The 21480-nt window shown below is 31.6% G+C and carries 18 protein-coding genes and 1 other RNA gene; 12 read left to right on the top strand and 7 right to left on the bottom strand.

The window, feature by feature from the left end; translation table 11 throughout:
- Positions 1 to 6: 6 nt before the first annotated feature.
- Positions 7 to 1578, bottom strand: a complete 1572-nt coding sequence (locus KQA_RS0204810; RefSeq protein WP_010178658.1) for a hypothetical protein — start codon at positions 1576 to 1578, stop codon at positions 7 to 9.
- A gap of 218 nt (positions 1579 to 1796) precedes the next feature.
- Between KQA_RS0204810 and lpdA the strand changes: the two genes are divergently transcribed.
- The gene (gene lpdA / locus KQA_RS0204805) at positions 1797 to 3203 is read left to right on the top strand and encodes a dihydrolipoyl dehydrogenase (protein WP_010178656.1); all 1407 of its coding nucleotides are present in this window, start codon (positions 1797 to 1799) and stop codon (positions 3201 to 3203) included.
- Positions 3204 to 3349: 146 nt separating this feature from the next.
- Here lpdA and KQA_RS0204800 read toward each other — a convergent pair whose 3' ends face one another.
- On the bottom strand, positions 3350 to 3676 hold the full coding sequence (locus tag KQA_RS0204800; protein WP_010178654.1) for a TM2 domain-containing protein: 327 nt from the start codon (positions 3674 to 3676) through the stop codon (positions 3350 to 3352).
- Positions 3677 to 3731: 55 nt separating this feature from the next.
- Here KQA_RS0204800 and KQA_RS0204795 point away from each other — a divergent pair, with 55 nt between their 5' ends.
- From KQA_RS0204795 to KQA_RS0204785, 3 genes are all read left to right on the top strand, one after another.
- The gene (locus tag KQA_RS0204795) at positions 3732 to 4598 is read left to right on the top strand and encodes a hypothetical protein (protein WP_010178652.1); all 867 of its coding nucleotides are present in this window, start codon (positions 3732 to 3734) and stop codon (positions 4596 to 4598) included.
- Between the two features lie 134 nt (positions 4599 to 4732).
- Positions 4733 to 5863 (top strand): vWA domain-containing protein, encoded by a 1131-nt coding sequence (locus KQA_RS0204790; protein WP_010178650.1) that lies wholly within the window; start codon positions 4733 to 4735, stop codon positions 5861 to 5863.
- Positions 5864 to 5911: 48 nt separating this feature from the next.
- Complete coding sequence (locus KQA_RS0204785) at positions 5912 to 7375, top strand: hypothetical protein (RefSeq protein WP_010178648.1); 1464 nt, start codon at positions 5912 to 5914, stop codon at positions 7373 to 7375.
- 63 nt (positions 7376 to 7438) lie between these two features.
- On the opposite strand, the gene KQA_RS19490 is transcribed toward KQA_RS0204785, so the two are convergent.
- Positions 7439 to 8245, bottom strand: a complete 807-nt coding sequence (locus tag KQA_RS19490) for an energy transducer TonB family protein (RefSeq protein WP_010178646.1) — start codon at positions 8243 to 8245, stop codon at positions 7439 to 7441.
- Between the two features lie 565 nt (positions 8246 to 8810).
- On the opposite strand from KQA_RS19490, the gene KQA_RS0204775 reads away from it, so the two are divergent.
- The 4 genes from KQA_RS0204775 (at position 8811) to lipB (ending at position 12789) form a co-directional block, all read left to right on the top strand.
- The gene (locus tag KQA_RS0204775) at positions 8811 to 9452 is read left to right on the top strand and encodes a response regulator transcription factor (protein ID WP_010178644.1); all 642 of its coding nucleotides are present in this window, start codon (positions 8811 to 8813) and stop codon (positions 9450 to 9452) included.
- 182 nt (positions 9453 to 9634) lie between these two features.
- Positions 9635 to 11542: a tetratricopeptide repeat protein gene (locus tag KQA_RS0204770; protein ID WP_010178642.1), complete on the top strand. Its 1908-nt coding sequence runs from the start codon at positions 9635 to 9637 to the stop codon at positions 11540 to 11542.
- A gap of 5 nt (positions 11543 to 11547) precedes the next feature.
- Positions 11548 to 12006, top strand: a complete 459-nt coding sequence (locus KQA_RS0204765) for a pyridoxamine 5'-phosphate oxidase family protein (RefSeq protein ID WP_010178639.1) — start codon at positions 11548 to 11550, stop codon at positions 12004 to 12006.
- A 51-nt stretch (positions 12007 to 12057) separates the two neighbouring features.
- Entirely contained in the window at positions 12058 to 12789 is a 732-nt protein-coding gene (gene lipB / locus KQA_RS0204760; protein ID WP_010178637.1) for a lipoyl(octanoyl) transferase LipB, read from the top strand.
- Between the two features lie 80 nt (positions 12790 to 12869).
- On the opposite strand, the gene KQA_RS0204755 is transcribed toward lipB, so the two are convergent.
- Together KQA_RS0204755 and KQA_RS0204750 are read right to left on the bottom strand one after the other, a co-directional pair.
- A complete protein-coding gene (locus tag KQA_RS0204755; RefSeq protein ID WP_010178635.1) occupies positions 12870 to 14672 on the bottom strand; it encodes a DEAD/DEAH box helicase in 1803 nt (600 codons plus the stop codon).
- A 329-nt stretch (positions 14673 to 15001) separates the two neighbouring features.
- Positions 15002 to 16054: a glutaminyl-peptide cyclotransferase gene (locus KQA_RS0204750; protein WP_010178634.1), complete on the bottom strand. Its 1053-nt coding sequence runs from the start codon at positions 16052 to 16054 to the stop codon at positions 15002 to 15004.
- Positions 16055 to 16366: 312 nt separating this feature from the next.
- Between KQA_RS0204750 and ffs the strand changes: the two genes are divergently transcribed.
- The 3 genes from ffs (at position 16367) to fsa (ending at position 18200) form a co-directional block, all read left to right on the top strand.
- An RNA gene (gene ffs / locus KQA_RS19835) (signal recognition particle sRNA small type) lies at positions 16367 to 16465 on the top strand.
- A 204-nt stretch (positions 16466 to 16669) separates the two neighbouring features.
- Positions 16670 to 17485 carry an SDR family oxidoreductase gene (locus KQA_RS0204745; RefSeq protein ID WP_040396092.1) on the top strand — a complete coding sequence of 272 codons (816 nt, stop codon included), beginning with the start codon at positions 16670 to 16672 and terminating at the stop codon, positions 17483 to 17485.
- Positions 17486 to 17546: 61 nt separating this feature from the next.
- Positions 17547 to 18200, top strand: coding sequence for a fructose-6-phosphate aldolase (gene fsa / locus KQA_RS0204740; RefSeq protein WP_010178630.1), 654 nt, complete (start codon positions 17547 to 17549; stop codon positions 18198 to 18200).
- A gap of 117 nt (positions 18201 to 18317) precedes the next feature.
- Here the strand turns inward: fsa and KQA_RS0204735 are convergent, their stop codons facing one another.
- Both KQA_RS0204735 and KQA_RS0204730 read right to left on the bottom strand, forming a co-directional pair.
- Positions 18318 to 20012, bottom strand: coding sequence for a PspC domain-containing protein (locus KQA_RS0204735; RefSeq protein ID WP_010178628.1), 1695 nt, complete (start codon positions 20010 to 20012; stop codon positions 18318 to 18320).
- Position 20013: 1 nt separating this feature from the next.
- Positions 20014 to 20352 carry a PadR family transcriptional regulator gene (locus KQA_RS0204730; RefSeq protein ID WP_010178625.1) on the bottom strand — a complete coding sequence of 113 codons (339 nt, stop codon included), beginning with the start codon at positions 20350 to 20352 and terminating at the stop codon, positions 20014 to 20016.
- 412 nt (positions 20353 to 20764) lie between these two features.
- On the opposite strand from KQA_RS0204730, the gene KQA_RS0204725 reads away from it, so the two are divergent.
- Positions 20765 to 21433, top strand: coding sequence for a hypothetical protein (locus tag KQA_RS0204725; RefSeq protein ID WP_010178623.1), 669 nt, complete (start codon positions 20765 to 20767; stop codon positions 21431 to 21433).
- The last annotated feature ends 47 nt before the right edge of the window (positions 21434 to 21480 follow it).

Raw genomic sequence — 21480 nt, 5'->3', positions numbered from 1 at the left:
TTTGGGTTATTTTTCTTTATCTTCTTCTTTTTCAAAAACAATACTTTCGTAAGCTCCTATGTCTGGAGCGGTAGTATTTCTTTCGGTACCAGTAATGTCTTTTCCAGCAAGAATTGTTCCTTTTCCATTAGCGGCAGATTCTTCACTAATTTGCATAAAGTTTAATTTGGTGTTTTTAAACTCAGGCTTTTCATTAAAAATACATTCAGTATAAAAATCAGTGTTATCAAAGTTGTATTCCGGAGAACTTTGCGCTAGCGTTTGATCATTAAAGTCAATAAGGCAGTTTTTAAATTCAAAGTTAAAGTCAGCTTCATCACTATTGGATAAATTGAGTTCCACTCTATTACTACCTGTAATGATACAGTTGGTAAAGTTTGCTGCTTCTAAATTAGAATCGGCAATAGTATTTTCTTTGTTTGGTCGATTACTAATATTTAAAGCAGGTTGGGAGCGTAAACCAAAATTAAAATAATTTGTAATGGTGGAATGAATAAAATTATAAGTTCCTCCTTCTTCAATATTTAGGCTAGCTTGTCCACTTTGGTTAATAACAACATTATTCCCCGAAATATTTGTGGCGTTTGCTTGTATGCCGGCAGCTTGCGAGTTGTAAATTTGTACATTTTCTAAAGTTAAGCTAGGTGTAATTTCATCTCCATTACCATCAATTAAAATACCAAGCGTAGCATTTTTTATAGTAGTATTAGTAATACTATTGTTTATGGAGCCTTTACGAAACCATATAAATCCCCACTGTCCTGGTAAGTCATCAAAATCTTCAGCTATACGATCACCTTCAATAAAGACTTGATTTTTTAAAGGTTCATCAGTAGGGCTTTCGGTACCATTAATGTTTACGCTCGCACCTTCTTCAATAATCAGCCCCGAATCTTCATGGAAATGTAAGCGAGCTCCAGCTTCAACGTTTAGGGTTTTCCCGGTAGGCACAACTGCATTTCCATAAATTACATAGGCCTTTTCATTGGTCATGGTTAATTCATCATCGGTTAAATTAAACGCTTTTAGTTTTATAAAATCACCTTGATCATCTCGTTGTCGCGTTTCAAATTCACGTCCAGTTTCAGTAGTTTCTTTAAAAATAAAAGTAGCATCTTTAACCAAGGTTACTAGATCGACATCTTTTTCTTGATTTGAGAATGTGATTTTATCATTATAAAAAGAGTCTACAAGCGGATCAGCAGTCGCATCAATAGTAGTTTCGATAAAAATAAAAATACTATCCTTAGCTAAAATATCGATGTCTTTAAATATTTTACCAGATTCGGAGGTTTGAGGGCTCCCTATTAAAGGTAGGCCATCAACACTTAGGGTGTACTTTGAAGTTGTTCCTCGTTCCAATGAAATCATCGGAATGGTGATATCATTATCCGACCTGTTATATACTTTTAAAGTTTGTGTACTTGATTGAATTCTGGAAAATAGCGTATCCATAAAAATGGTATCACTTGAAAATTCAATACCTCCAGGGGCTACAATATCGGTGTCAAAATCTTTACGGCAACTACTCCATAGCAGAATGCAAACAAAGGCAATTATAAAATGAAAATACTTCATGTATTAAAATACGTTTTTGGTAAAAATAGGATATTTTGGCAAAAGCTAAAGTAAAGTTTATTTGTTTGATGGAATAACTACGTATTTATACGTAATTAAGACGGTCAATTTTGATGCTAACAAAACAAAACATTTGTACATTTGCCAGAGTAATTAATAAACTAAAATAAGTTGTTATAATTGTAATTTAAAACGACTATTACCAAAAAATATATATTATGAGTTCATTTGATGTTGCTGTTATAGGTTCAGGCCCTGGAGGATATGTTGCTGCTATTCGTTGCGCACAATTGGGGATGAAAACAGCTATTATTGAAAAATACAGTACACTTGGAGGTACCTGTTTAAATGTGGGATGTATTCCAAGTAAAGCATTGTTAGATTCGTCACATCACTATGAACATGCTACAAAACATTTTGAAGGACATGGTATCGAGGTTTCGGGTGAAATTAAAGCGAATCTTGAAAAAATGATAGCGCGTAAGCAAACTGTAGTGGATCAAACATGTGCTGGTGTAGAGTTTTTAATGAAGAAAAATAAAATTGAAGTATTTCAAGGAACAGGTAGTTTTAAGGATGCTACTCATATTAATATCGCTACTGCAGAAGGGGAGACCATTGAAATTGAAGCTAAAAATACAATTATTGCAACAGGTTCAAAGCCTTCAGAATTATCATTTGCATCAATTGATAAAACAAGAATTATAACATCAACCGAAGCCTTGAAGCTGAAAGAAATTCCAAAGCATTTACTAATTATAGGTGGTGGAGTTATAGGGTTGGAACTTGGTCAAGTTTATCGTCGTTTAGGAGCGCAGGTATCTGTGGTAGAATATGCAGATCGCATTATACCTACTATGGATGCGGCATTATCAAAAGAATTAATGAAGGCGATGAAAAAGCAAGGCGTTAAATTCTATTTAAAGCATTGTGTTAAAAATGTTGAGAATACAGGTGATGAAGTAGTGATTACTGCTACAGATAAAAAAGAACAAACAGTAACTTTTAATGCAGATTATTGTTTAGTTTCTGTAGGAAGGAGTCCATATACTAAAGGCTTAAATCTAGAAGGTATTGGTGTTAAAACAACCGAAAAGGGACAAATAGAAACTAATGGTCATTTGCAAACTAATGTGTCAAACATATATGCGATCGGTGATGTGGTTAAAGGAGCTATGCTAGCACACAAAGCGGAAGAAGAAGGTGTACTAGTAGCAGAAGTTTTAGCAGGACAAAAACCGCATATTGATTACAATTTAATACCGGGTGTAGTATACACATGGCCAGAAGTTGCAGCTGTTGGGAAAACAGAAGAGCAATTAAAGGAAGCAGGTATTGCATATAAATCTGGTCAATTTCCATTTAGAGCTTTGGGTAGAGCTAGAGCAAGTAATGATTTAGATGGTTTTGTGAAGATTTTAGCTGATAAAACAACCGATGAAATTTTAGGAGTACATATGGTAGGTGCACGTTGTGCTGATTTAATTGCCGAAGCCGTAACAGCTATGGAATTTAGAGCAAGTGCCGAAGATGTAGCACGAATGAGTCATGCGCACCCTACATTTACAGAGGCTATTAAAGAAGCAGCTTTGGCAGCTACTGAAGATAGAGCCTTGCATGTGTAAAGGATTCTAATATTAGGTAATAAAAAGGCTTCATTTAAAATTTTAAATGAAGCCTTTTTTAAGATAGAATTTTAATAATTGATCAAAGAAATCGCCCAACAAATTAAATTTGTTGGGCGATTTTTTAATGCTATCAAGATAGTGTTCTATTGGAAATTATCTGTTAAAATATTGATAAGGTCAATAACAGCCCATATAAATAAACCTCCAAGTGTAACAATAAAAAGGATATTCCAACCAGCTGGTTTTTTAGCATACCATCTGTGAGCAGCAAAACCACCTAAAAAGAACCAAAAAGCTACAGCTACCCATTTATCGTACCCAGCTGATGCAGCAGGTGATGATAATTCAACTTCATCTTCAATGGTTGATACTTGTGTAGTTGCATTTGCTGTTACTGGAAAACTAGCATAAGAAGCTGTAATCGAAGCAAGAGCAACAAATAAAACGGATAAAAATAATTTAATTTTCATAATAGTTAATTGGTGTTTAATAGTTTAAATTTGGAATCTAAATTAAATTAATTAAATGAAATTCCTACAACTATTTTTGTTTGTTTTTAATTTTTATTTTATTTACGGCCAGTCGATTCCAAAAGAATTTTCTGGTGTAGTTAAAATAAATGATTCGTTATTTATACCTTATAATTTGTCACTTAATCGGATAAATGATACGGAAATTCTAGGGTATTCAATTACTGATAAAGGAGGAGTACATGAAACTAAATCAAATGTAACAGGCTATTTTGATGAAGAAAAAGGAGTGTTGAAATTTAATGAGTTTGATATAGTGTATACCAAATCACCTTATGACCAATTTGATTTTTGTTTTGTGCATTTTGAGGGTAGTATGAAAAAGTTTAAGAGTGCTAAAGCGCTTAAAGGAGCATTTTTTGGGAAGTATGTTAATGGGGCTAAATGTATAGATGGAGAATTACTTTTAGTAGATGAACAAAAAATTGAGAAAATAAAGAAGCGGTTTGATAAACCAAAAGTTAGAAAGTTACTAGAAAAAAGTAAAAAAATAGATACAGTTTCATTAGCACCAATCACAAAGAATGAAACGGTTAATGTATTTGTAAAATCATCAATATTAATGGTATCAATATATGATTCGGGTAAAGAAGACAACGATCAAATAGATTTGTATCTAGATGACAAACTTATTTTAAATGATTACGTAATAACCAGAGAAAAAAAGCAAATTCCAATTCAAATAACTCAAAAGTTTGCACGTCTTAAGGTTGTGGCATTAAATGAAGGAACTTCGCCTCCAAATACGGTTAAAATAGAAGTGCATAGTCCAAATGATTATATTTCTACTAAGACTTCACTGAATAAAGGAGAAATGGCGGTATTATCTTTTGTGAAAAAAGGAAAGAGAGCAAATAAATAAAGAGTTTATTATAAATAATTTTAGTATAACTTGTAATTTTTACGAAAATCATAAATACACATTTAACAAAAAAAATCATCAACTTATAAGTTCAAATTAACATTTGTTGGTGTAATATTAGTTAAATTGTTTACATGAATAATCGTTCGCAAGCATACACAGGTTTTGTATTCAAAAAATATGAAGCTCCGGAGCAAAGTATTTTTGATATTTTATTAGATATTTTCAAGGAATTGATCACGCATACCTCTGGTGATGTGGACGAAGCCTTAGATTGGTTGGCAGAATTGGATGCTGAATATGGAATTACAACTTCAGAATATACATTAAAAGATTTTGAAGAAGACTTGAAAAAGAAAGGTTTTATACGAGAAGAGATAAAACCAAACGGAAAAGGAGGAAAGGCTATAACTGCAAAAACAGAGCGTGCCATCCGACAGCGTGCCTTAAATCAAATTTTTGGGAAGCTTCGCAAGTCTGGAGCAGGAAATCACAAAACCAATAAAATTGGTATGGGTGATGAAACTACTGGTGAATTTAGAAATTATATTTTTGGCGATAGTGTGGAACGTGTTTCAATAACTGAAAGTTTACGAAATGCCCAGATTAATCATGGTATTGAAAATGGGTTTCAGTTAACCGAAGATGATTTGGTGGTACACGAAACTAATCACAAAGCCCAAATGAGTACTGTACTTATGATTGATATTAGTCATAGTATGATATTATATGGAGAAGATCGTATAACACCTGCCAAAAAAGTAGCCATGGCCTTGGCAGAATTAATAACGACAAGATACCCAAAGGATACGTTAGAAATAATAGTTTTTGGAAATGACTCTTGGCGTATTTCTATTCAGGATTTACCTTACTTACAAGTAGGTCCTTATCATACCAATACCGTAGCGGGTTTAGAGTTAGCACTTGATTTACTTCGGCGCAAGCGAAATACAAACAAGCAAATTTTTATGATTACCGACGGAAAGCCAAGTTGTTTACGTTTACCCGATGGGAGGTATTATAAAAATAGTAATGGCTTGGATGAATATATTGTAGGGAGATGTTATGGAATGGCACAGCAGGCTAGGAAGCTGCATATACCTATTACTACTTTTATGATTGCTCAAGACCCTTATTTAATGAAGTTTGTAGAAGGATTTACAAAGGCGAACCAAGGAAAGGCTTTTTATACCGGTTTAAAAGGTTTAGGTGAAATGATTTTCGAAGATTACGAACAAAATAGAAAGAAAAGAATAAAAGGATAGTATTATCTTTTACATATAATAATAGTATATGTTTTTTAAAAATAGCTTATGGAATATACTCAACTAAAAACATTAGGAGATTTAAAGTCTGCAGGATATCAATACAAAACCATAAAAGATGAATTACGTGATAATTTGTCATTTAAAATTCAAAATAATGAAACTATTTTTGAAGGCGTTCATGGGTATGAGCATACAGTAATTCCAGAATTACAACGTGCTATATTATCCAAACATAATATAAATTTATTAGGATTACGTGGACAAGCTAAAACAAGATTAGCCAGACAAATGATTTATTTGTTAGATGAGTATGTGCCTGTAGTTTTTGGTTCTGAAATTAATGATGATCCATTACAACCTATTTCACGCTATGCAAAGGAATTAATTGCAGAAAAAGGGGATGATACACCCATTACTTGGATGCACAGAGATGAGCGTTTTTCCGAAAAATTAGCCACACCAGATGTTACTGTAGCAGATATTATTGGCGATGTGGATCCGATAAAGGCTGCAAATTTGAAATTATCTTATGCCGATGACCGTGTGATCCATTATGGAATGATTCCAAGAGCTAATCGATGCATATTCGTTATTAATGAATTGCCAGATTTACAAGCACGAATTCAAGTAGCGCTGTTTAATATTTTACAAGAGGGAGATGTGCAAATTCGTGGTTTTAAATTGCGTTTTAATTTAGATATGCAGTTTGTATTTACTGCGAATCCAGAAGATTATACAAATAGAGGAAGTATCATAACCCCTTTAAAAGATCGTATTGGCTCACAGATATTAACGCATTATCCAGATAGTATTGAAATTGCTAAAAAAATAACAAAACAAGAGGCACAATCTGACTTACGTCAAAAGGAAACAATTTATGTTCCAGAACTCGCTTTTGAGCTTTTAGAGCAAATTGGTTTTGAAGCCCGAAATAGTGAATATGTTGATGCCAAAAGTGGCGTAAGTGCTCGTATGAGTATTACGGCCTATGAAAATTTGTTAAGTGCAGCGGAACTTAGAATGTTAACCTCCGGGGAAAGCCAAACTAGTGTGCGTTTAGGTGATTTTATGGGAATTATACCTGCAATAAACGGAAAAATAGAATTGGTTTATGAAGGAGAGCAGGAGGGAGCCGCTTCGGTGGCTCAATTGTTAATCCATAGGGCTATTCAGACGTTATTTTCAAATTATTTTCCTAAAATTGAAAAACTTGAGCACAAGGATAAAGCAAGCCCGTATGATAAGTTAGTCGATTGGTTTTATGATGGGACTGGTTTTGAATTAGCAAATGATTTATTAACACCTGAATATGAACAACAATTAGATATGGTACCTCCGTTGGAGGCTTTAATTAAAGAATATTTACCAGAAATTTCAAAAAAAGATAGTTACTTTTTTAAAGAATTTTTACTGTGGGGATTGGTCGAATTTAAAAAGTTGAGCAAGCTTCAAATGGAAAAAGGTTTCGAATTTAAAGATGCTTTTGGAAGTTATATTAGCGGTATATAGTTTAGCAAAAAAACGAAGGTGAAATTTTTTCACCTTCGTTTTTTAACTTTTTAGGTTAAGCTACTACCTCACTTTAAAAGTAATAGGCAATGTATAGGCCATTTTTACTTTAGTGTTTCCATGGCGTGCAGGTTTCATTTTTGGTAATAAACGAGCAACTCTTTTTGCCTCGTTAGCCAATTCTTTATTTTTTGAACGCGCTTTAATATTACTTACCAAACCATTTTCATTAATTTCAAAATAAAGAAAAATAGTTTGTTTTCCAGATAAACCTAAATCTTGGCCTAAACCGTTATTAAATTTTCGTAATACCATACGTTGCACTTTTTCCTGAAAACAAATAGCACGTTCATTATTTGTGCTATATCGATCACATCCAGGGAAAATTGGTAAAAATTCAACTGTATTTGGACGGTAAACACTAGGAGCTTTTACTCCTGTTGTTCCTTTTTTTGTTTGGGTTACTTTAGTTTCAACCCCGGTAGTAGCTAGAGTAGAATTTTTCGGATTAGTATTTTTAGTAGTTTCTTTAATTTTGGATTCTTCCGTTGGTTTTTCTTCTGTGATTATATCAACAACTTTAGGAATTACATACGAAATCGTTTTCGCTTTAGGTACTAATTTAGGTGTCTTTGGACGTGTACTAGCTTCGGCAATAGGATTGTTCGGAACAGCTATTACTGGCCCCATAGTAACAAATGTTTCAGTAGGTGTAGCAGTCGGAACCATAATGTTGGTTACCTTTTTAGAAGGTTCCTTGTAATTAAAAACACCATACATAATATAGCTAAAACTTAATAATGCAATTAATCCAATTTGGAAATCGATAGTCTTGTCTTTTTTAACGTTTACTTCATGCTTTTTATTCATAATTAACAGAATTTATAGTTAGTTGTTAATTGGTAACAAGGAACATACCATAAATAAGAGTTTACGATTTAGTAACATTAACAATTGATATTATTTTGTGAGATTATTAAGAGTTTGTTTTTTTAATATGTTGATTATTTGTGAACTATATGTTTTATGAAGTCATTTAAATTTTTTCAAAAAATTAAAATAAAGATTATTAATATATTTTTAAGTTGCAGTGCTTCTTATTGAAGTATTAATAAAAAATTAAGTTTTAAATAAGATTTTCTCTTTTTATTTATGATATAATGAATATATGGCACTTCTTTTTTTAAGTTAGCACTCTTTAAATTAATTGTTTATACAATTAATAATAGACTTCATCTGTTATTAAGTGTGAATAACATACAAGGGGTAGTCATAATTGATATTAAAATCTTTGAAAAATAGAATAAAGACGCTTTATTACTAAGTGTTAGTTTAACATAATTTAGGGTAGTATCTTATTATTAAAAGTAAGCCTATGCGAATTTCTAACTAAAGTAGGAGTAGAATTGATATCAATATTGAAAATAAAAGATTAATGAAACAAAATTTAATTATAGTAGATGATCATAAAATGTTTTCAGATGGTTTACTAAGTATTTTTGATAGTAAAAAAGAATATAACATTCTATTAACGGCTAAAGATGGAAAGCATATTATAAAATATTTAGAAATCAATACTAATGAAAAAATTGATCTAGTAATCACAGATATTGCCATGCCCGAAGTGGATGGAATTGAGCTGACTAAATACATAAAGAAAAAAGATAGAAATATAAAAATCTTAATTGTTAGTATGCATAATAACGTGGAAATGATTGATACTTTGACTAAGCTTGAAGTTGATGGTTATATTCCAAAAAATGCTGAAAAAAAAGAGTTGCTTAGGGCTGTGGAGTCTATTTTAAAAGGAGAAAAATATTTTTCTAAAGAAATTACTAATGCCTATATAGAGAATAAATTTTTAGAAAGTAAAAAAGAGAAAATAAAATTAACTAAGCGTGAAATTGATGTAATAACACTTATAGCGCAAGAGTTTACTACAAAGGAAATTGCTGATAAGTTGTGTTTGAGCAAACATACTATTGAAAGTTATCGAAAAAATTTAATAGCAAAGTTAAGTGTGAAAAACTTAGCAGGATTAACAAGATATGCTATGAAAATGAAATATATAAAGTAAATTACCCCAATATTTGGATAAAGTCTATTATTTAAATCTATCATTAAAGATTTATTTCCCCCTAGGGCTTGCCTATTTATGTGATAATTTTGAAAAACATTGTGCCTAAATTATTCTCAAGACTATTCTTTTATTACATATCAACCAGATAAGGCATTGATTAATTTTAACCAATTACTGATTTGAATTTTATTATAAAATATCTAGTTCTTTTTCTATTAGTTAGTAGTAGTACTAAAGTGATTTGTCAACATACTGATTTTAAATATGCTGAAATAGAGCATAAATTACGGAATTTTAAAGATCTTGATTCTGTAGATTTTTACAAATTAATATCCCCTATTTTAAAAAGTAAAAAGCACCATATAAAAGCTTTAAACTATTTAGGACGGTATTTTATGGAAAAAGAAGTTTCGGATTCTATAATTTATTATGGTCATAAGATTCAAGAATTAGCTTCAAATAATACAGATTCGACGTCTTATAAAATGCTGAGTGACTCATATAATATGTTAGCAGTAGGCTACGGGGTTAAGGGATTAATAGGCTTAAGAGGGCGTTATCATTTAAAAGGACTTAAACTTTACGAAAAAAAGCTTATCAATGAAAAAATAGCAGTTCATCATATTAGAGGAATGGCTGATTATTACCTAGATATTAAAGAATATGATAAGGCAATTTCTTTATACGAACAAAGTATTAAAATAGATAAGGACAACCATACCGTATTTTTTTCTTATAACAATTTAGGGGTAATATATACGCGAAAGAAACAGTATGAAACAGCATTGAGTTATTTGCGAAAAGCTTGCGAATCCCCTGTGTCACATAAAGCACATGCGTATTGTTATGAGAGTACTAGTGCTTGTTTTTATGAAATGGGGAAAATAGATGAAGCTATTACCTATGGACTAAAAGCTAAAAATATTTTTGGAAGTAATAGTGAGTATTCCAAATTTATGCTTTTAATAAATAATACCTTAGGGAAGTCATATTATAAAAAAGGACAATTTAACGAAGCAATATTGATTGGTGAAAGCACACTCCAAAAAGTTAAGGCAAAAGGCTTTCTTGATATTGAAATTCGAGTTTTGGAAAATTTAAGTAATGTATTTGCATCCCAATCTAATTATGAAGAAGCTCACAAATATATTAATCAGGCATATAAGCTTAAGGATTCATTAAAACAAATACAAAAAAATAGAGTAGACGCAGAGTTGGAAGTAAAGTTTCAAATTTTACAAAAGGAAAATGAAATAGCATTACTTAAAAAAGATAAACAATTAAAGGAAAGTCAACTTATATCGGAACAGAAAAATAAAAGGCTAATGCTAATTGCATTTTTAGTTGTTTTAGTGCCTTGTATTTTTCTTTTAATAATGTATTATCAAAAGTTAAATGCTAAAAATAAATTAAGTAAAAAGCAAGAAGAAATAAATATAGAAAAGGTTAATTCGTTGATCAAAGAACAAGAATTAAAGTTGATAAAAGCATCTTTGGATGTGCAAAATAAAGAGAGAAAACGAATAACTCAGGAATTGCATGATAGTATTGGAGGAAATTTAGCAGCTATTAAATTACAATTTGATTCTAAACAAAGAAGGGGAGATAAATTTGAAATTGCAAAAGCTCAAATTGATGAGACTTATCATTTAATAAGGGAAATTTCTCAGGACTTAATGCCTAAGGAGTGTAATGAAAATAAGTTTACTGATTTGATTGAGGATTATATTAAAAATATTGGGAATAAGCATGATATTGATGTTGTTTTTAATGTGTTTCCCGAAGAGCAAGTGAATAGTATTTCGAAAAAATTGAAGCTTGAAATTTTTAGAATTATTCAAGAATTATTTAGTAATACGCTTAAATATGCGAATGCCACCACGGTAGATTTACAAATTAATAGATTAGATAATGACCTTCAACTTTTATTTGAAGATGATGGAGTAGGGTTTGAACTTCATACAATCAAAGAAGGACTTGGTTTGCAGAGTGTGAGAGACAGATTAAAAAAGATCAATGGAGATCTTAAAATTGATTCTGTTAAAAATAGAGGGACTATATTAAATATTGAAATAAAAGGAATTTAAGTGGTATGAAATTGACTAATGACGTTAAAAAATATATAGATAAAAGTGTGTTGTGTTGGTTAGCAACGGTATCCAGTGAGGGAATTCCCAATGTGTCTCCTAAAGAAGTTTTTCAGTATTATGGAAATGATAAAATTATTATAGCCAATATTGCTTCACCTCAGTCTAAAAAGAATATAAAATATAATGAAAATGTATGTGTAAGTTTTATTGATATTTTAATTCAAAAAGGCTTTCAATTAAAAGGGAAGGCAAGAGTAATTGATAAAATGTCTACTGAATTTGAAGAAATGAAGACTATACTATTAAAAATAACTAATGGAGACTTTCCTTTTTCTACCATATTTGAAGTTACTGCAATTTCTGTAAAACCGATTATTGCTCCAAAATATATTTTGTACCCCGAAACAACCGAAAAAGAACAAGTTAAAAGTGCGAAGCAAGCTTATGGATTTAATGAATAGTATGTAATGACTTTTTCATAAACAACATATTAATACCTACCTTTGTATTCAATGAATAAAAAGGTCAATTATATAAATTTAGGGACAAAAGATTATAAGGAATCTTGGGATCAACAGGAAACAATTTTTAATGAAATTGTAGCATTAAAATTGAAAAAGTCGCGAGAAAATTTAGCTATAGATACGCCTAATTATTTGTTGTTTGTTGAGCATCCACATGTGTTTACATTAGGAAAAAGTGGTGAAATTTCTAATTTATTAACTCCAGCAGAAACTTTAAAAAAACAAGGAGTTTCATTTTATAAAATTAATAGAGGAGGAGATATTACTTACCATGGCCCAGGACAAATTGTTGGGTACCCCATTTTAGATCTAGATAATTTTTTTACAGATATTCATAAATATTTACGTTTTTTAGAGGAAACGGTGATTTTGACTTTAGCCGAATATGGAATTAAAGCCACACGTAGTGATGGAGAAACAGGAGTATGGTTAGATGTAGGAACGCCATTTGCCCGTAAAATTTGTGCTATGGGTGTACGTGCAAGTCGTTGGGTAACCATGCACGGCTTTGCATTTAATATAAATACAGATTTGGGCTATTTTGATCATATCATTCCTTGCGGAATAAGAGGAAAAGGAGTAACCTCCTTACAAGCCGAGTTAGGAAAAGCAATCCCAATAACTGAAGTTCAAGAAAAACTATTGAAACACTTCAAAACATTATTTGAAGTAATATATGTAGAAGAAAGGCAGTATCTACTAAAGAAAAAGGCCGACTAAATACTTTTAGACGGCCTTTTTTGAATTATAGTTATTGTGGATTGATTGTTCAATAGGAACAATCAGTTTGTATAAAACAATTAATATCTATCTCTACGTTTTCTGCGGTCTCTTCCGCCTCCACTATTTTCATTTCGGTCTTTACGATCTTTATTATCACGATTTCCTTTATAGTTGTCTTTGCGATCTCCTCCGCTATTTCTACGATCACCACGGAATCCACCACGACCACCGCCGCCGTTTCTACGCCCGCCGCCTCTACGATCACCGCGACCTCTTCCGCCACCGCGACCTTCAGAAATTTCAATATTTACTTTTCTGCCATCAATAACAATGTTTTCAAAAGCAGCTAAAACAGCATCTTTTTGCTCGTTAGGGGTGTTAAAGAAAGAGAATTTTTCTTTAACATCAACACGACTTATGGTATCACCACCTAGATTTAAAGTTTCCTTTAATAGGTCTTTTAAGTTCATCCAGTTATAGCCATCTTTTTCTCCGATGTTAATAAAGAAACGAGTGCTCTTGCCATCACCATAATCGCCTCCTTTGCTATTTGGATCAACAGCTTGAATATCCCTTGATTTTTTATAGTAGTTATGGAAGCGAGTAAATTCAACAGTTACCAATTTTTTGATTAATTCTTCTTTAGATAAGTGTTCTAAATGTGAATTAATTTCTGGTAAATATTCATCAACTTCGTCATTGATTTCTGTAGTTTCAATTTTCTCCGCAAGGTTAAATAATTGAATTTTACAAATTTCTTTTCCAGTAGGAACCGTTTTTTGCTCAAATGTAGTTTGTAAAGTACGTTCTAAGCTTTTAATTTTTCGAACATCACTTTTTGTTGTAATTACAATCGAAACCCCTTCTTTACCAGCTCTACCTGTACGTCCACTTCGGTGATTGTAAGTTTCATTTTCATCAGGTAATTGATAATTAATTACGTGAGTAATATCATTTACATCAATACCACGAGCAGCTACATCGGTTGCAACTAGCATTTGTATTTGACGATTACGGAAACTTTTCATTACCAAGTCACGTTGATTTTGACTTAAATCTCCATGTAAGGCAGCAGCGCTATAGCCATCTTCAATTAGTTTTTCGGCAATAGATTGTGTGTCTCTTTTGGTTCTGCAAAAAATAACTGCAAATATGGAAGGATTAGCATCGGCCAATCGTTTTAAAGCAGGGTAACGGTCACGTGCACTAACAACGTAGTATTCATGCGTTACGTTTTTGTTTGATGAGTTTTTTGAACCTACAGTTATTTCAACTGGGTTGCTCATAAACTTTTTGGCAATTGTAGCAACTTCTCTAGGCATAGTTGCAGAAAACAACCAAGTAGATTTTTCATCGGGAGTATGAGATAAAATTTTTGTGATATCTTCATAAAATCCCATGTTAAGCATTTCATCAGCTTCATCAAGTACACAGTACCCAATTTGAGAAATATCAACTAGCCCACGGTTAATCATATCTTGCATACGACCTGGTGTAGCAACAATAATTTGTGCTCCACGTTTAATATCGCGTGCTTGGTCATGGATACTAGCTCCACCATAAACAGCTACAGAATTTAATTTAGAAATAAATTTACTGTAGTTTTTAATTTCTTGTGCAATTTGTAAACACAATTCACGTGTTGGTGATAAAATTAAACCTTGAGTTTTTTTACTACTAGGGTCAATTTTTTCAATTAGAGGAAAACCAAATGCTGCGGTTTTTCCGGTACCTGTTTGTGCTAATGCCACAATATCGGTATCCTGCTCCAAAAGAATTGGGATTGCTTTTGCTTGAACTTCACTGGGTTCTACGAAGCCCATGGCATCAATAGCCTGTAGCAATGCTTCTCCTAACCCTAATGTTTTAAATGTACTCATATATTATTTTAAATAAGCTGCAAAAGTACGATTATTATTTGGGTTAATGTAGGAATAAGATTTTTTAGTGTAATAAGTTGTTTTTTAGTCTGTTGATGTGGTGTTTTATAGTGTTTTGAATAGGGTTTTTTAAGTATATCGTTTTCGGGTGGAGCTGCTTTTTTACAGTTTAAGGAAAAAAATGTTTTATAACCCCCGCCGTTCCATAGCGAAAAGTAACGCTACAGCTAGGCTTAGGCTAGTAGTAACAGTATTGCAGGCAAAGAGAATAAAATAAAACAAAAGCTATCTAAGGAATTGGGTTAGCTTTTGTAGTTGTAAACATAAATTTACTCAACAATTTCAATTTCAAACAAGCTATTCCAAAATTTACCCGTAACATACAATTGATTTGTTTCCGGTTTAAATGCAATACCGTTTAGTACATAATCAGCATCATTTGGATCCACATTCACTTCTTTTAACAAGCCTTTTAAATTAATAATCCCTTCAATAGCACCATTTTTGGGATTAATAATAGCAATACTAGGTTTTTGGTAAGTATTGGCATATATTTTTCCGTTAACCCATTCCAATTCATTAAACTTAGATTTTATTGCCGTGTTAGTGGCTACTTCAATAAAACCTTCTTCGGCAAGTGTTTCTTTATTTAGTTTCCAAATTTTAGTAGTACCATCACTCTTATAAATATATTGATCACTATGACATAAACCCCAACCTTGCTTACTCTTATTATAAGCAAATGAACCTAATTCTTTAAAGGTTTCAATATCATAGGTAAAACCAATATCCTCGCGCCAGGTAAGTTGGTGTATTTTATTACCAATAATAGTTAGACCTTCGGCAAAATAATTGTCTTTTAAGGCGTGCTCTTTAATAGTTTTTCCTGTTTTTAAGTTTTTTTGCAATAGTTTGGAATGCTTGTAATGTCCAGCACTTTCATATAAATTATCTCCTTTAAATTCCAAGCCTTGTGTGTAATGCTCTTTATTATGAGGATAGGTATTTATAATATTATACCCGTATATTTTAGGTGCTTTATTATTTAAAATAATTACTTTTTGTGTGTGTTTTTCTTCACTTCCGTTAGAAAAAACTGATGCACTAACTTTATGATTACCGAGTAGGTGTGTGCTTAATTTTATTTCAAAGGGAGCATTTCCTTTTAAAGTAATTGAGTTATGTTGGAATTTATATTTTACAGAATCAATAGTGGTATTAGCTTTACTTTTAGGGATTATTTTTAGGGTCTCACCAAGTTTAAAAGTACCTTTTTGAGTAGCCTCTAGTGAAAATTTAGGGGCATTTGCTTTTTTATCGCTTCCGCAAGAAGTAATAAATAAAGTCAATAAACTAATTTTGAATATATTGAAAGTGTTCATTTGTTCTATTTTATATCAAACGAATATATTTATTTTAATTCACATTATTAGGTATTAATAGATTTAGCTTAACTCGTGTTTTTAGATATAAAGTGATCACGAATCTTTATGGGATACTAATAATTATAAATCTATTTTACCTTCTAATTTAAAGAACGATAATAGTAGCTTAGTATATCATTATTGGCATAAAAAAAATAAAAATCAATGATTTTATTCTTTAGGTATACTGGTTAGGAGGGTATTAAATTATTCTGTAAAACTTTTTATAATAATAGTTTTAAAATCTAAAAAGCATCGTATATTTGCACCCGGCAAGTCCTACACAACTAGCTCCTGTTGAATCCCCCAGGGTGGGAACGCAGCAAGGGTAGACGGTCGTAGCAGTGTGATGTAGGTAGCTTGCCTTTTTTTGTGCCTTTTTCTCAGGTGTTTTCTTATCAAGTAAAAGGTTAAAGGCTAGTTTTTTACGTGTTTTTTAGTATAATAACCAACTTTATAAATCACTTATAAAAATCAAAATTTCAATAAAAGTCTAAATTTATTTAATGCTGAAGATTGGAATGTTTGTGAATTGTAAAAATCAAATTATCTTTCGTTTAAATCATTTTATTTATGTCATTGGCTAAAAAAGTAGTTTTAATTACTGGAGGGTCTTCGGGTATTGGTAAGGCTATAGGAATTCATTTAACAAAAAAAGGCTATACTGTTTATGGAACTACACGTAATGTGTCTAAATATCCAGATTTTACTCATTTCCCATTATTAGAATTGGATGTAACCAAAGCAGGGACTATTAAAAAAGCTGTTCAAGAATTACTGAGTAAAGAAGACGGTATAGATGTATTGGTAAATAATGCAGGAGTTGGAATAACAGGACCTGTAGAAGAAATCCCCGAACAAGAAATTAGTTCTCATTTTGAAACTAATTATTTTGGAGCTATCAAGGTAATGAAAGGCGTACTGCCACAAATGAGAAAGCAACAATCGGGATTAATTATTAACGTAACATCCATTGCAGGTTATATGGGCTTACCTTTTAGAGGAGTATATAGTGCATCCAAAGCTGCTTTGGAGGTAACCACCGAAGCAATGCGTATGGAAACTAAAGCCTTTGGTATAAAAATTACCAATTTGGCACCGGGGGATTTTGCTACAAATATTGCGGGTGGTAGGTATCATGCACCGGTAATAAAAGGTTCGGATTATCAAAAAAACTATCAATTATCCTTAGATTTAATGGACGCGCATGTGGATGAGGGTGGGGATCCCAAAGCAGTAGGTATAATGGTCGAAAAGATTATTTTAACACCAAATCCACGGATACATTATAAAGTAGGGGCTTTTATGCAGAAATTTTCGGTTTTTTTAAAACGAATTTTACCAGATAAAACCTATGAAAAATTACTACTAAACCATTATAAATTGTAATTTTGTGTCACTTCGCGAAAGCGTAGTAATTACCTTATTAATAACATTCAAATAGATAATAATGAAATTTTTTATTGATACAGCAAATCTTGATCAAATTAAAGAAGCACAAGATTTAGGAGTTTTAGACGGTGTGACAACAAATCCATCATTAATGGCTAAAGAAGGCATTACTGGTGAAGCTAATATTTTGAATCACTATAAAAAAATCTGTGAGATTGTTGATGGAGATGTTTCTGCTGAAGTAATTGCTACAGATTACGAAGGAATGATTAAACAAGGGGAGGAGCTAGCTGCTTTAAACCCACAGATTGTAGTTAAATTGCCATTAATTGAAGATGGAATTAAGGCATGTAAATATTTTTCAGACAAAGGAATCAAAACTAATGTAACTTTAGTGTTTTCTGTAGGACAAGCTATTTTAGCGGCAAAAGCTGGAGCAACTTACGTATCTCCATTTTTAGGTCGTTTAGATGATATTTCAACCGATGGAATGAATTTAATTGACGAAATTAGATTAGTGTATGATAACTATGGTTTTGGAACTGAAATTTTAGCAGCTTCGGTACGTAATACAATGCATATTGTAAACTGTGCTAAGTTAGGATCAGATGTAATGACAGGTCCATTAAGTGCTATCAAAGGTTTATTAAAGCACCCATTAACTGATATTGGTTTGGCTAAATTTTTAGAAGATTACGCTAAAGGAAACTAATATAAATAGATACAATTTATATACAAAAGACCGTCCAGTTCTAGGACGGTCTTTTTGTTTATAAAAAAAGCCAACAAATAGATGTTGGCTTTCGGTGTAATTAGGTAAGTAACTTGTCTAATTTTTACTCTTCATCCTAATTCCATTTTCATCAATTTGTAGGTTAAATTCCTCATCATCACTATTAAAATTGATGTCAATTCTTCCGTCACCATGATCATCATCATGATCCTCTTCTCCCCAATGCTGTTCATCACAATCTAGGCAGTTGATACGATTTGTGTCAATTTTTAAATATTGATTTTCTTTATTTTTAATAGGGATATTATTATTATGACTATTCCAAGTATTAAAATCATAGGTATTTCCATCGGCATATAAGGTTATGCCTACCGGTAATAACAAGGTGACGTTTACTTTTTGATTTCGAAATTGATTTTTTATTTCCGACAAGGCAAAAGAGTCTAAAAATAAGGTGTTACCCGAAAGTTGATAATTGTATTGTAGTTTTTCGGCACGTTGTCTGGCGTTTTCATAACTATTCCCTTGTGCTTTTTTAGTAATTTTTAAGCTAGCAGTTTTCTCAGGAGTAGACTTTATGTTAATTTTTATGTCTTGAAATACAAGTACCTGTTCATTATTGTCATTGGTGCGAATGCTAAATCCGTTGGAGTGATCAAATTCATTCACATACCTGTCATCACCTAACATTTTTATAGTTAGGGTATCACTACTATTTAAATATAAATTTTCGGTATTAGTAACGCGAGCATCGAAAGCACGTTCGGTAGCTTGTTTTACTCCTAAAAAGATAAGTCCCCCTAGCGAAATAAACCATAAGGCAACTAAGCTTATTTTGGCAGGCTTACCAATTGATTTTAAATTTTTTACTATTATTTTAAGTCCAAGGATAAATAGAAAAAAGAAAGGAATACCAACAGCAAATAGACTAAGTACTGAAATTAACCAAAAGGGAGCTCCAATATTTACTACATCCACATAATCAATCCAAGGGGCATCAAAAACATTAAAAGTAGTTAGTCCAAACAGCGCTAAAAATAAACTGATGATGACCACACCAGATAAAAAGAGTAAAAATAACCCAATACCTTTGCCAAAGAGTTTTACACAAAATCTTAAAATTTCGGATAAGCCTTCAAAAAAATTTGAAGAAGTGGATTTAACTTTGTTTCCATATTTTTTATAGTCGGCATTTTTTACATGATCGGATACGTTTTCAAAGCCTTCTTTAATTTTTTTTTCAATGTTACTTATATTCACGGCCTCTCCTCGCATAGCTAATTGATCGGCGGTACTGTTGGCTTTTGGAACAAAAATCCAAAGAGCTATATAAATCAAAATAAAAGTACCACTAGAACCAAGAGTTAAAAGTACCCATATAAGTCTAATCCATATATGATCTATACCAAAATAATAGCCTAAACCAGATGATACCCCACCTGCGTATGCATTTAGCGGATCTCTAAAAAGTTGTTTATTACTTTTTTGATGTGTGTTGGTTTGTTGATTTTCTTCGTATGATTCTTCACCCACATTATAATCTTCAGGCTGACCCATAATTTCGATGATTTCATCTACTTCGGTAGTACCAATGACTTGTCTTTCGTTTTGAATGCGCTCATTAAAAAGTTCGGCTATTCGTGCCTCAATGTCCGATAGGATTTCGTCACTACCTTGCTCGCTGGCAAAAGAACGCTTAACAGCCTCCAAATAGTTTTGAAGTTTTAGATAAGCATCTTCGTCAATATGAAAGAATATACCAGCAAGATTGATGTTTATAGTCTTGTTCATTTTAGTCGTTTTTTGTTGAGTTGGTTACTAGGTTAACAGCTTGTTGTAGTTCGTTCCAAGTGGAATTTAATTCGTTTAAAAATAATTTACCAGTTTCGGTAAGTTCATAATATTTACGAGGTGGCCCCGAGGTAGATTCTTCCCAACGGTAATTGAGTAATCCTGCATTTTTAAGTCGAGTAAGTAGGGGGTATATAGTACCTTCTACTACTAACATTTTAGCATCTTTTAGTGTTTCCAGAATTTCTGCAACATAGGCATCCTTATTGTTTAATATGGATAAAATACAGTATTCCAACACTCCTTTACGCATTTGCGCTTTTGTGTTTTCAATCTTCATATGAAGGTTTTATGATCAATATTAATTTTAAACAACAGGAAATAGAGTATAACCTATTATTTTCTTATGCAAATATATATCTAAAAGAAGGTACTATGCAAAACAAAGTACTATATTTTTAATTTTTTTAACATTTATTATATTAAAAATAGGAGTGATTTTTTTTAAAATTTGAGCTTGAAATAGGTGTAGGTTTTTGTTTTTAATCGTTTGTTAGTTAGTGTTTTATGTTTTTATTTTGATAGAAAAAAGATGAAGTGTTTTTGTAGTTGAATTAAATAAAAAGGCTTTTTTTTAACTTTTTCTTCTTTTTATTGGAAGACAAACGAGTAAGTTTGGTCTGATTTTTGAAAAAAAAGATGTTGAACTAATTAACAAGTTCGATTAATAAAACTAAATAACTTTAATTATTATGAGAAAAGCAATACTAGGTTTAGTGACAATTTTTGCAATTAATGTGTCATATGCTCAAGAACAACCTATTGAAACAAAAGCTTTAGATACAGTTAAATCCGTTGGAACTTTGAGGCAAATCCCATTAAAAGTGGACGAAAAAATCATCGAAGAAATTAAAAATATTGAATTAGAAAGTGGAGTTGAACAACTTGAAAATGTTAAGAATGAGGAGTTAAAAGCGGCTAAATTAAAAGAAGAAGAGTTAAAAGCAAAAAAAATAGAAGAAGAAGAAAAAGTAAGGCTAGCGAAGGAGAAAGAGGAGCTGGAAGTTGAAAAAAAAGCTGCGGAAAAACTTGAAGTTGAAAAAATAGAAGAAAAGAAGCTTAAGGAAGAAGAAAATTTAAAAAAGAAATATGAGAAAGCAGAAAAGAAAAAGGCGAAAGAGCTAGCTAAAGCAGAAAAACTTAAGAAAAAAAGGGAGGCTATAGCAAAATCAATTGCAGCTAAAGAAAATGTAGGCGCTAAATTAGAGGCTAAATTAAAAAAAGTTCAATCAAAATTAAAAAGCCAAAAACATAAATTATCAGACCTTAAAATAAAAAAGCAAGAATTAAAAATAGAGCAGATAAAAGAGAGTATAAGAAAGAATGAATTGAAATTAAATAAGTTGATGAAAAAAAATTAGTATTTCAAATACAACTTTGTTTAAAATGAAAAAGTGGGATTAATTTA

The sequence above is a fragment of the Aquimarina agarilytica ZC1 genome (genome assembly GCF_000255455.1).
Classification (GTDB): Bacteria; Bacteroidota; Bacteroidia; order Flavobacteriales; family Flavobacteriaceae; genus Aquimarina; species Aquimarina agarilytica.
The sequence above is the reverse complement of the archived record's forward strand: the minus strand, read 5'-3'. Positions and strand labels throughout refer to the sequence as shown.

Coding starts and splice junctions, on each gene's coding strand:
- KQA_RS0204725 (WP_010178623.1), top strand. CDS start 20,765: ATGAGAAAAGCAATACTAGGTTTAGTGACAATTTTTGCAATTAATGTG.
- KQA_RS0204730 (WP_010178625.1), bottom strand. CDS start 20,352: ATGAAGATTGAAAACACAAAAGCGCAAATGCGTAAAGGAGTGTTGGAA.
- KQA_RS0204800 (WP_010178654.1), bottom strand. CDS start 3,676: ATGAAAATTAAATTATTTTTATCCGTTTTATTTGTTGCTCTTGCTTCG.
- fsa (WP_010178630.1), top strand. CDS start 17,547: ATGAAATTTTTTATTGATACAGCAAATCTTGATCAAATTAAAGAAGCA.
- lipB (WP_010178637.1), top strand. CDS start 12,058: ATGAATAAAAAGGTCAATTATATAAATTTAGGGACAAAAGATTATAAG.
- KQA_RS0204765 (WP_010178639.1), top strand. CDS start 11,548: ATGAAATTGACTAATGACGTTAAAAAATATATAGATAAAAGTGTGTTG.
- KQA_RS0204795 (WP_010178652.1), top strand. CDS start 3,732: ATGAAATTCCTACAACTATTTTTGTTTGTTTTTAATTTTTATTTTATT.
- lpdA (WP_010178656.1), top strand. CDS start 1,797: ATGAGTTCATTTGATGTTGCTGTTATAGGTTCAGGCCCTGGAGGATAT.
- KQA_RS0204810 (WP_010178658.1), bottom strand. CDS start 1,578: ATGAAGTATTTTCATTTTATAATTGCCTTTGTTTGCATTCTGCTATGG.
- KQA_RS0204755 (WP_010178635.1), bottom strand. CDS start 14,672: ATGAGTACATTTAAAACATTAGGGTTAGGAGAAGCATTGCTACAGGCT.
- KQA_RS0204785 (WP_010178648.1), top strand. CDS start 5,912: ATGGAATATACTCAACTAAAAACATTAGGAGATTTAAAGTCTGCAGGA.
- KQA_RS0204745 (WP_040396092.1), top strand. CDS start 16,670: ATGTCATTGGCTAAAAAAGTAGTTTTAATTACTGGAGGGTCTTCGGGT.
- KQA_RS19490 (WP_010178646.1), bottom strand. CDS start 8,245: ATGAATAAAAAGCATGAAGTAAACGTTAAAAAAGACAAGACTATCGAT.
- KQA_RS0204750 (WP_010178634.1), bottom strand. CDS start 16,054: ATGAACACTTTCAATATATTCAAAATTAGTTTATTGACTTTATTTATT.
- KQA_RS0204790 (WP_010178650.1), top strand. CDS start 4,733: ATGAATAATCGTTCGCAAGCATACACAGGTTTTGTATTCAAAAAATAT.
- KQA_RS0204735 (WP_010178628.1), bottom strand. CDS start 20,012: ATGAACAAGACTATAAACATCAATCTTGCTGGTATATTCTTTCATATT.
- KQA_RS0204775 (WP_010178644.1), top strand. CDS start 8,811: ATGAAACAAAATTTAATTATAGTAGATGATCATAAAATGTTTTCAGAT.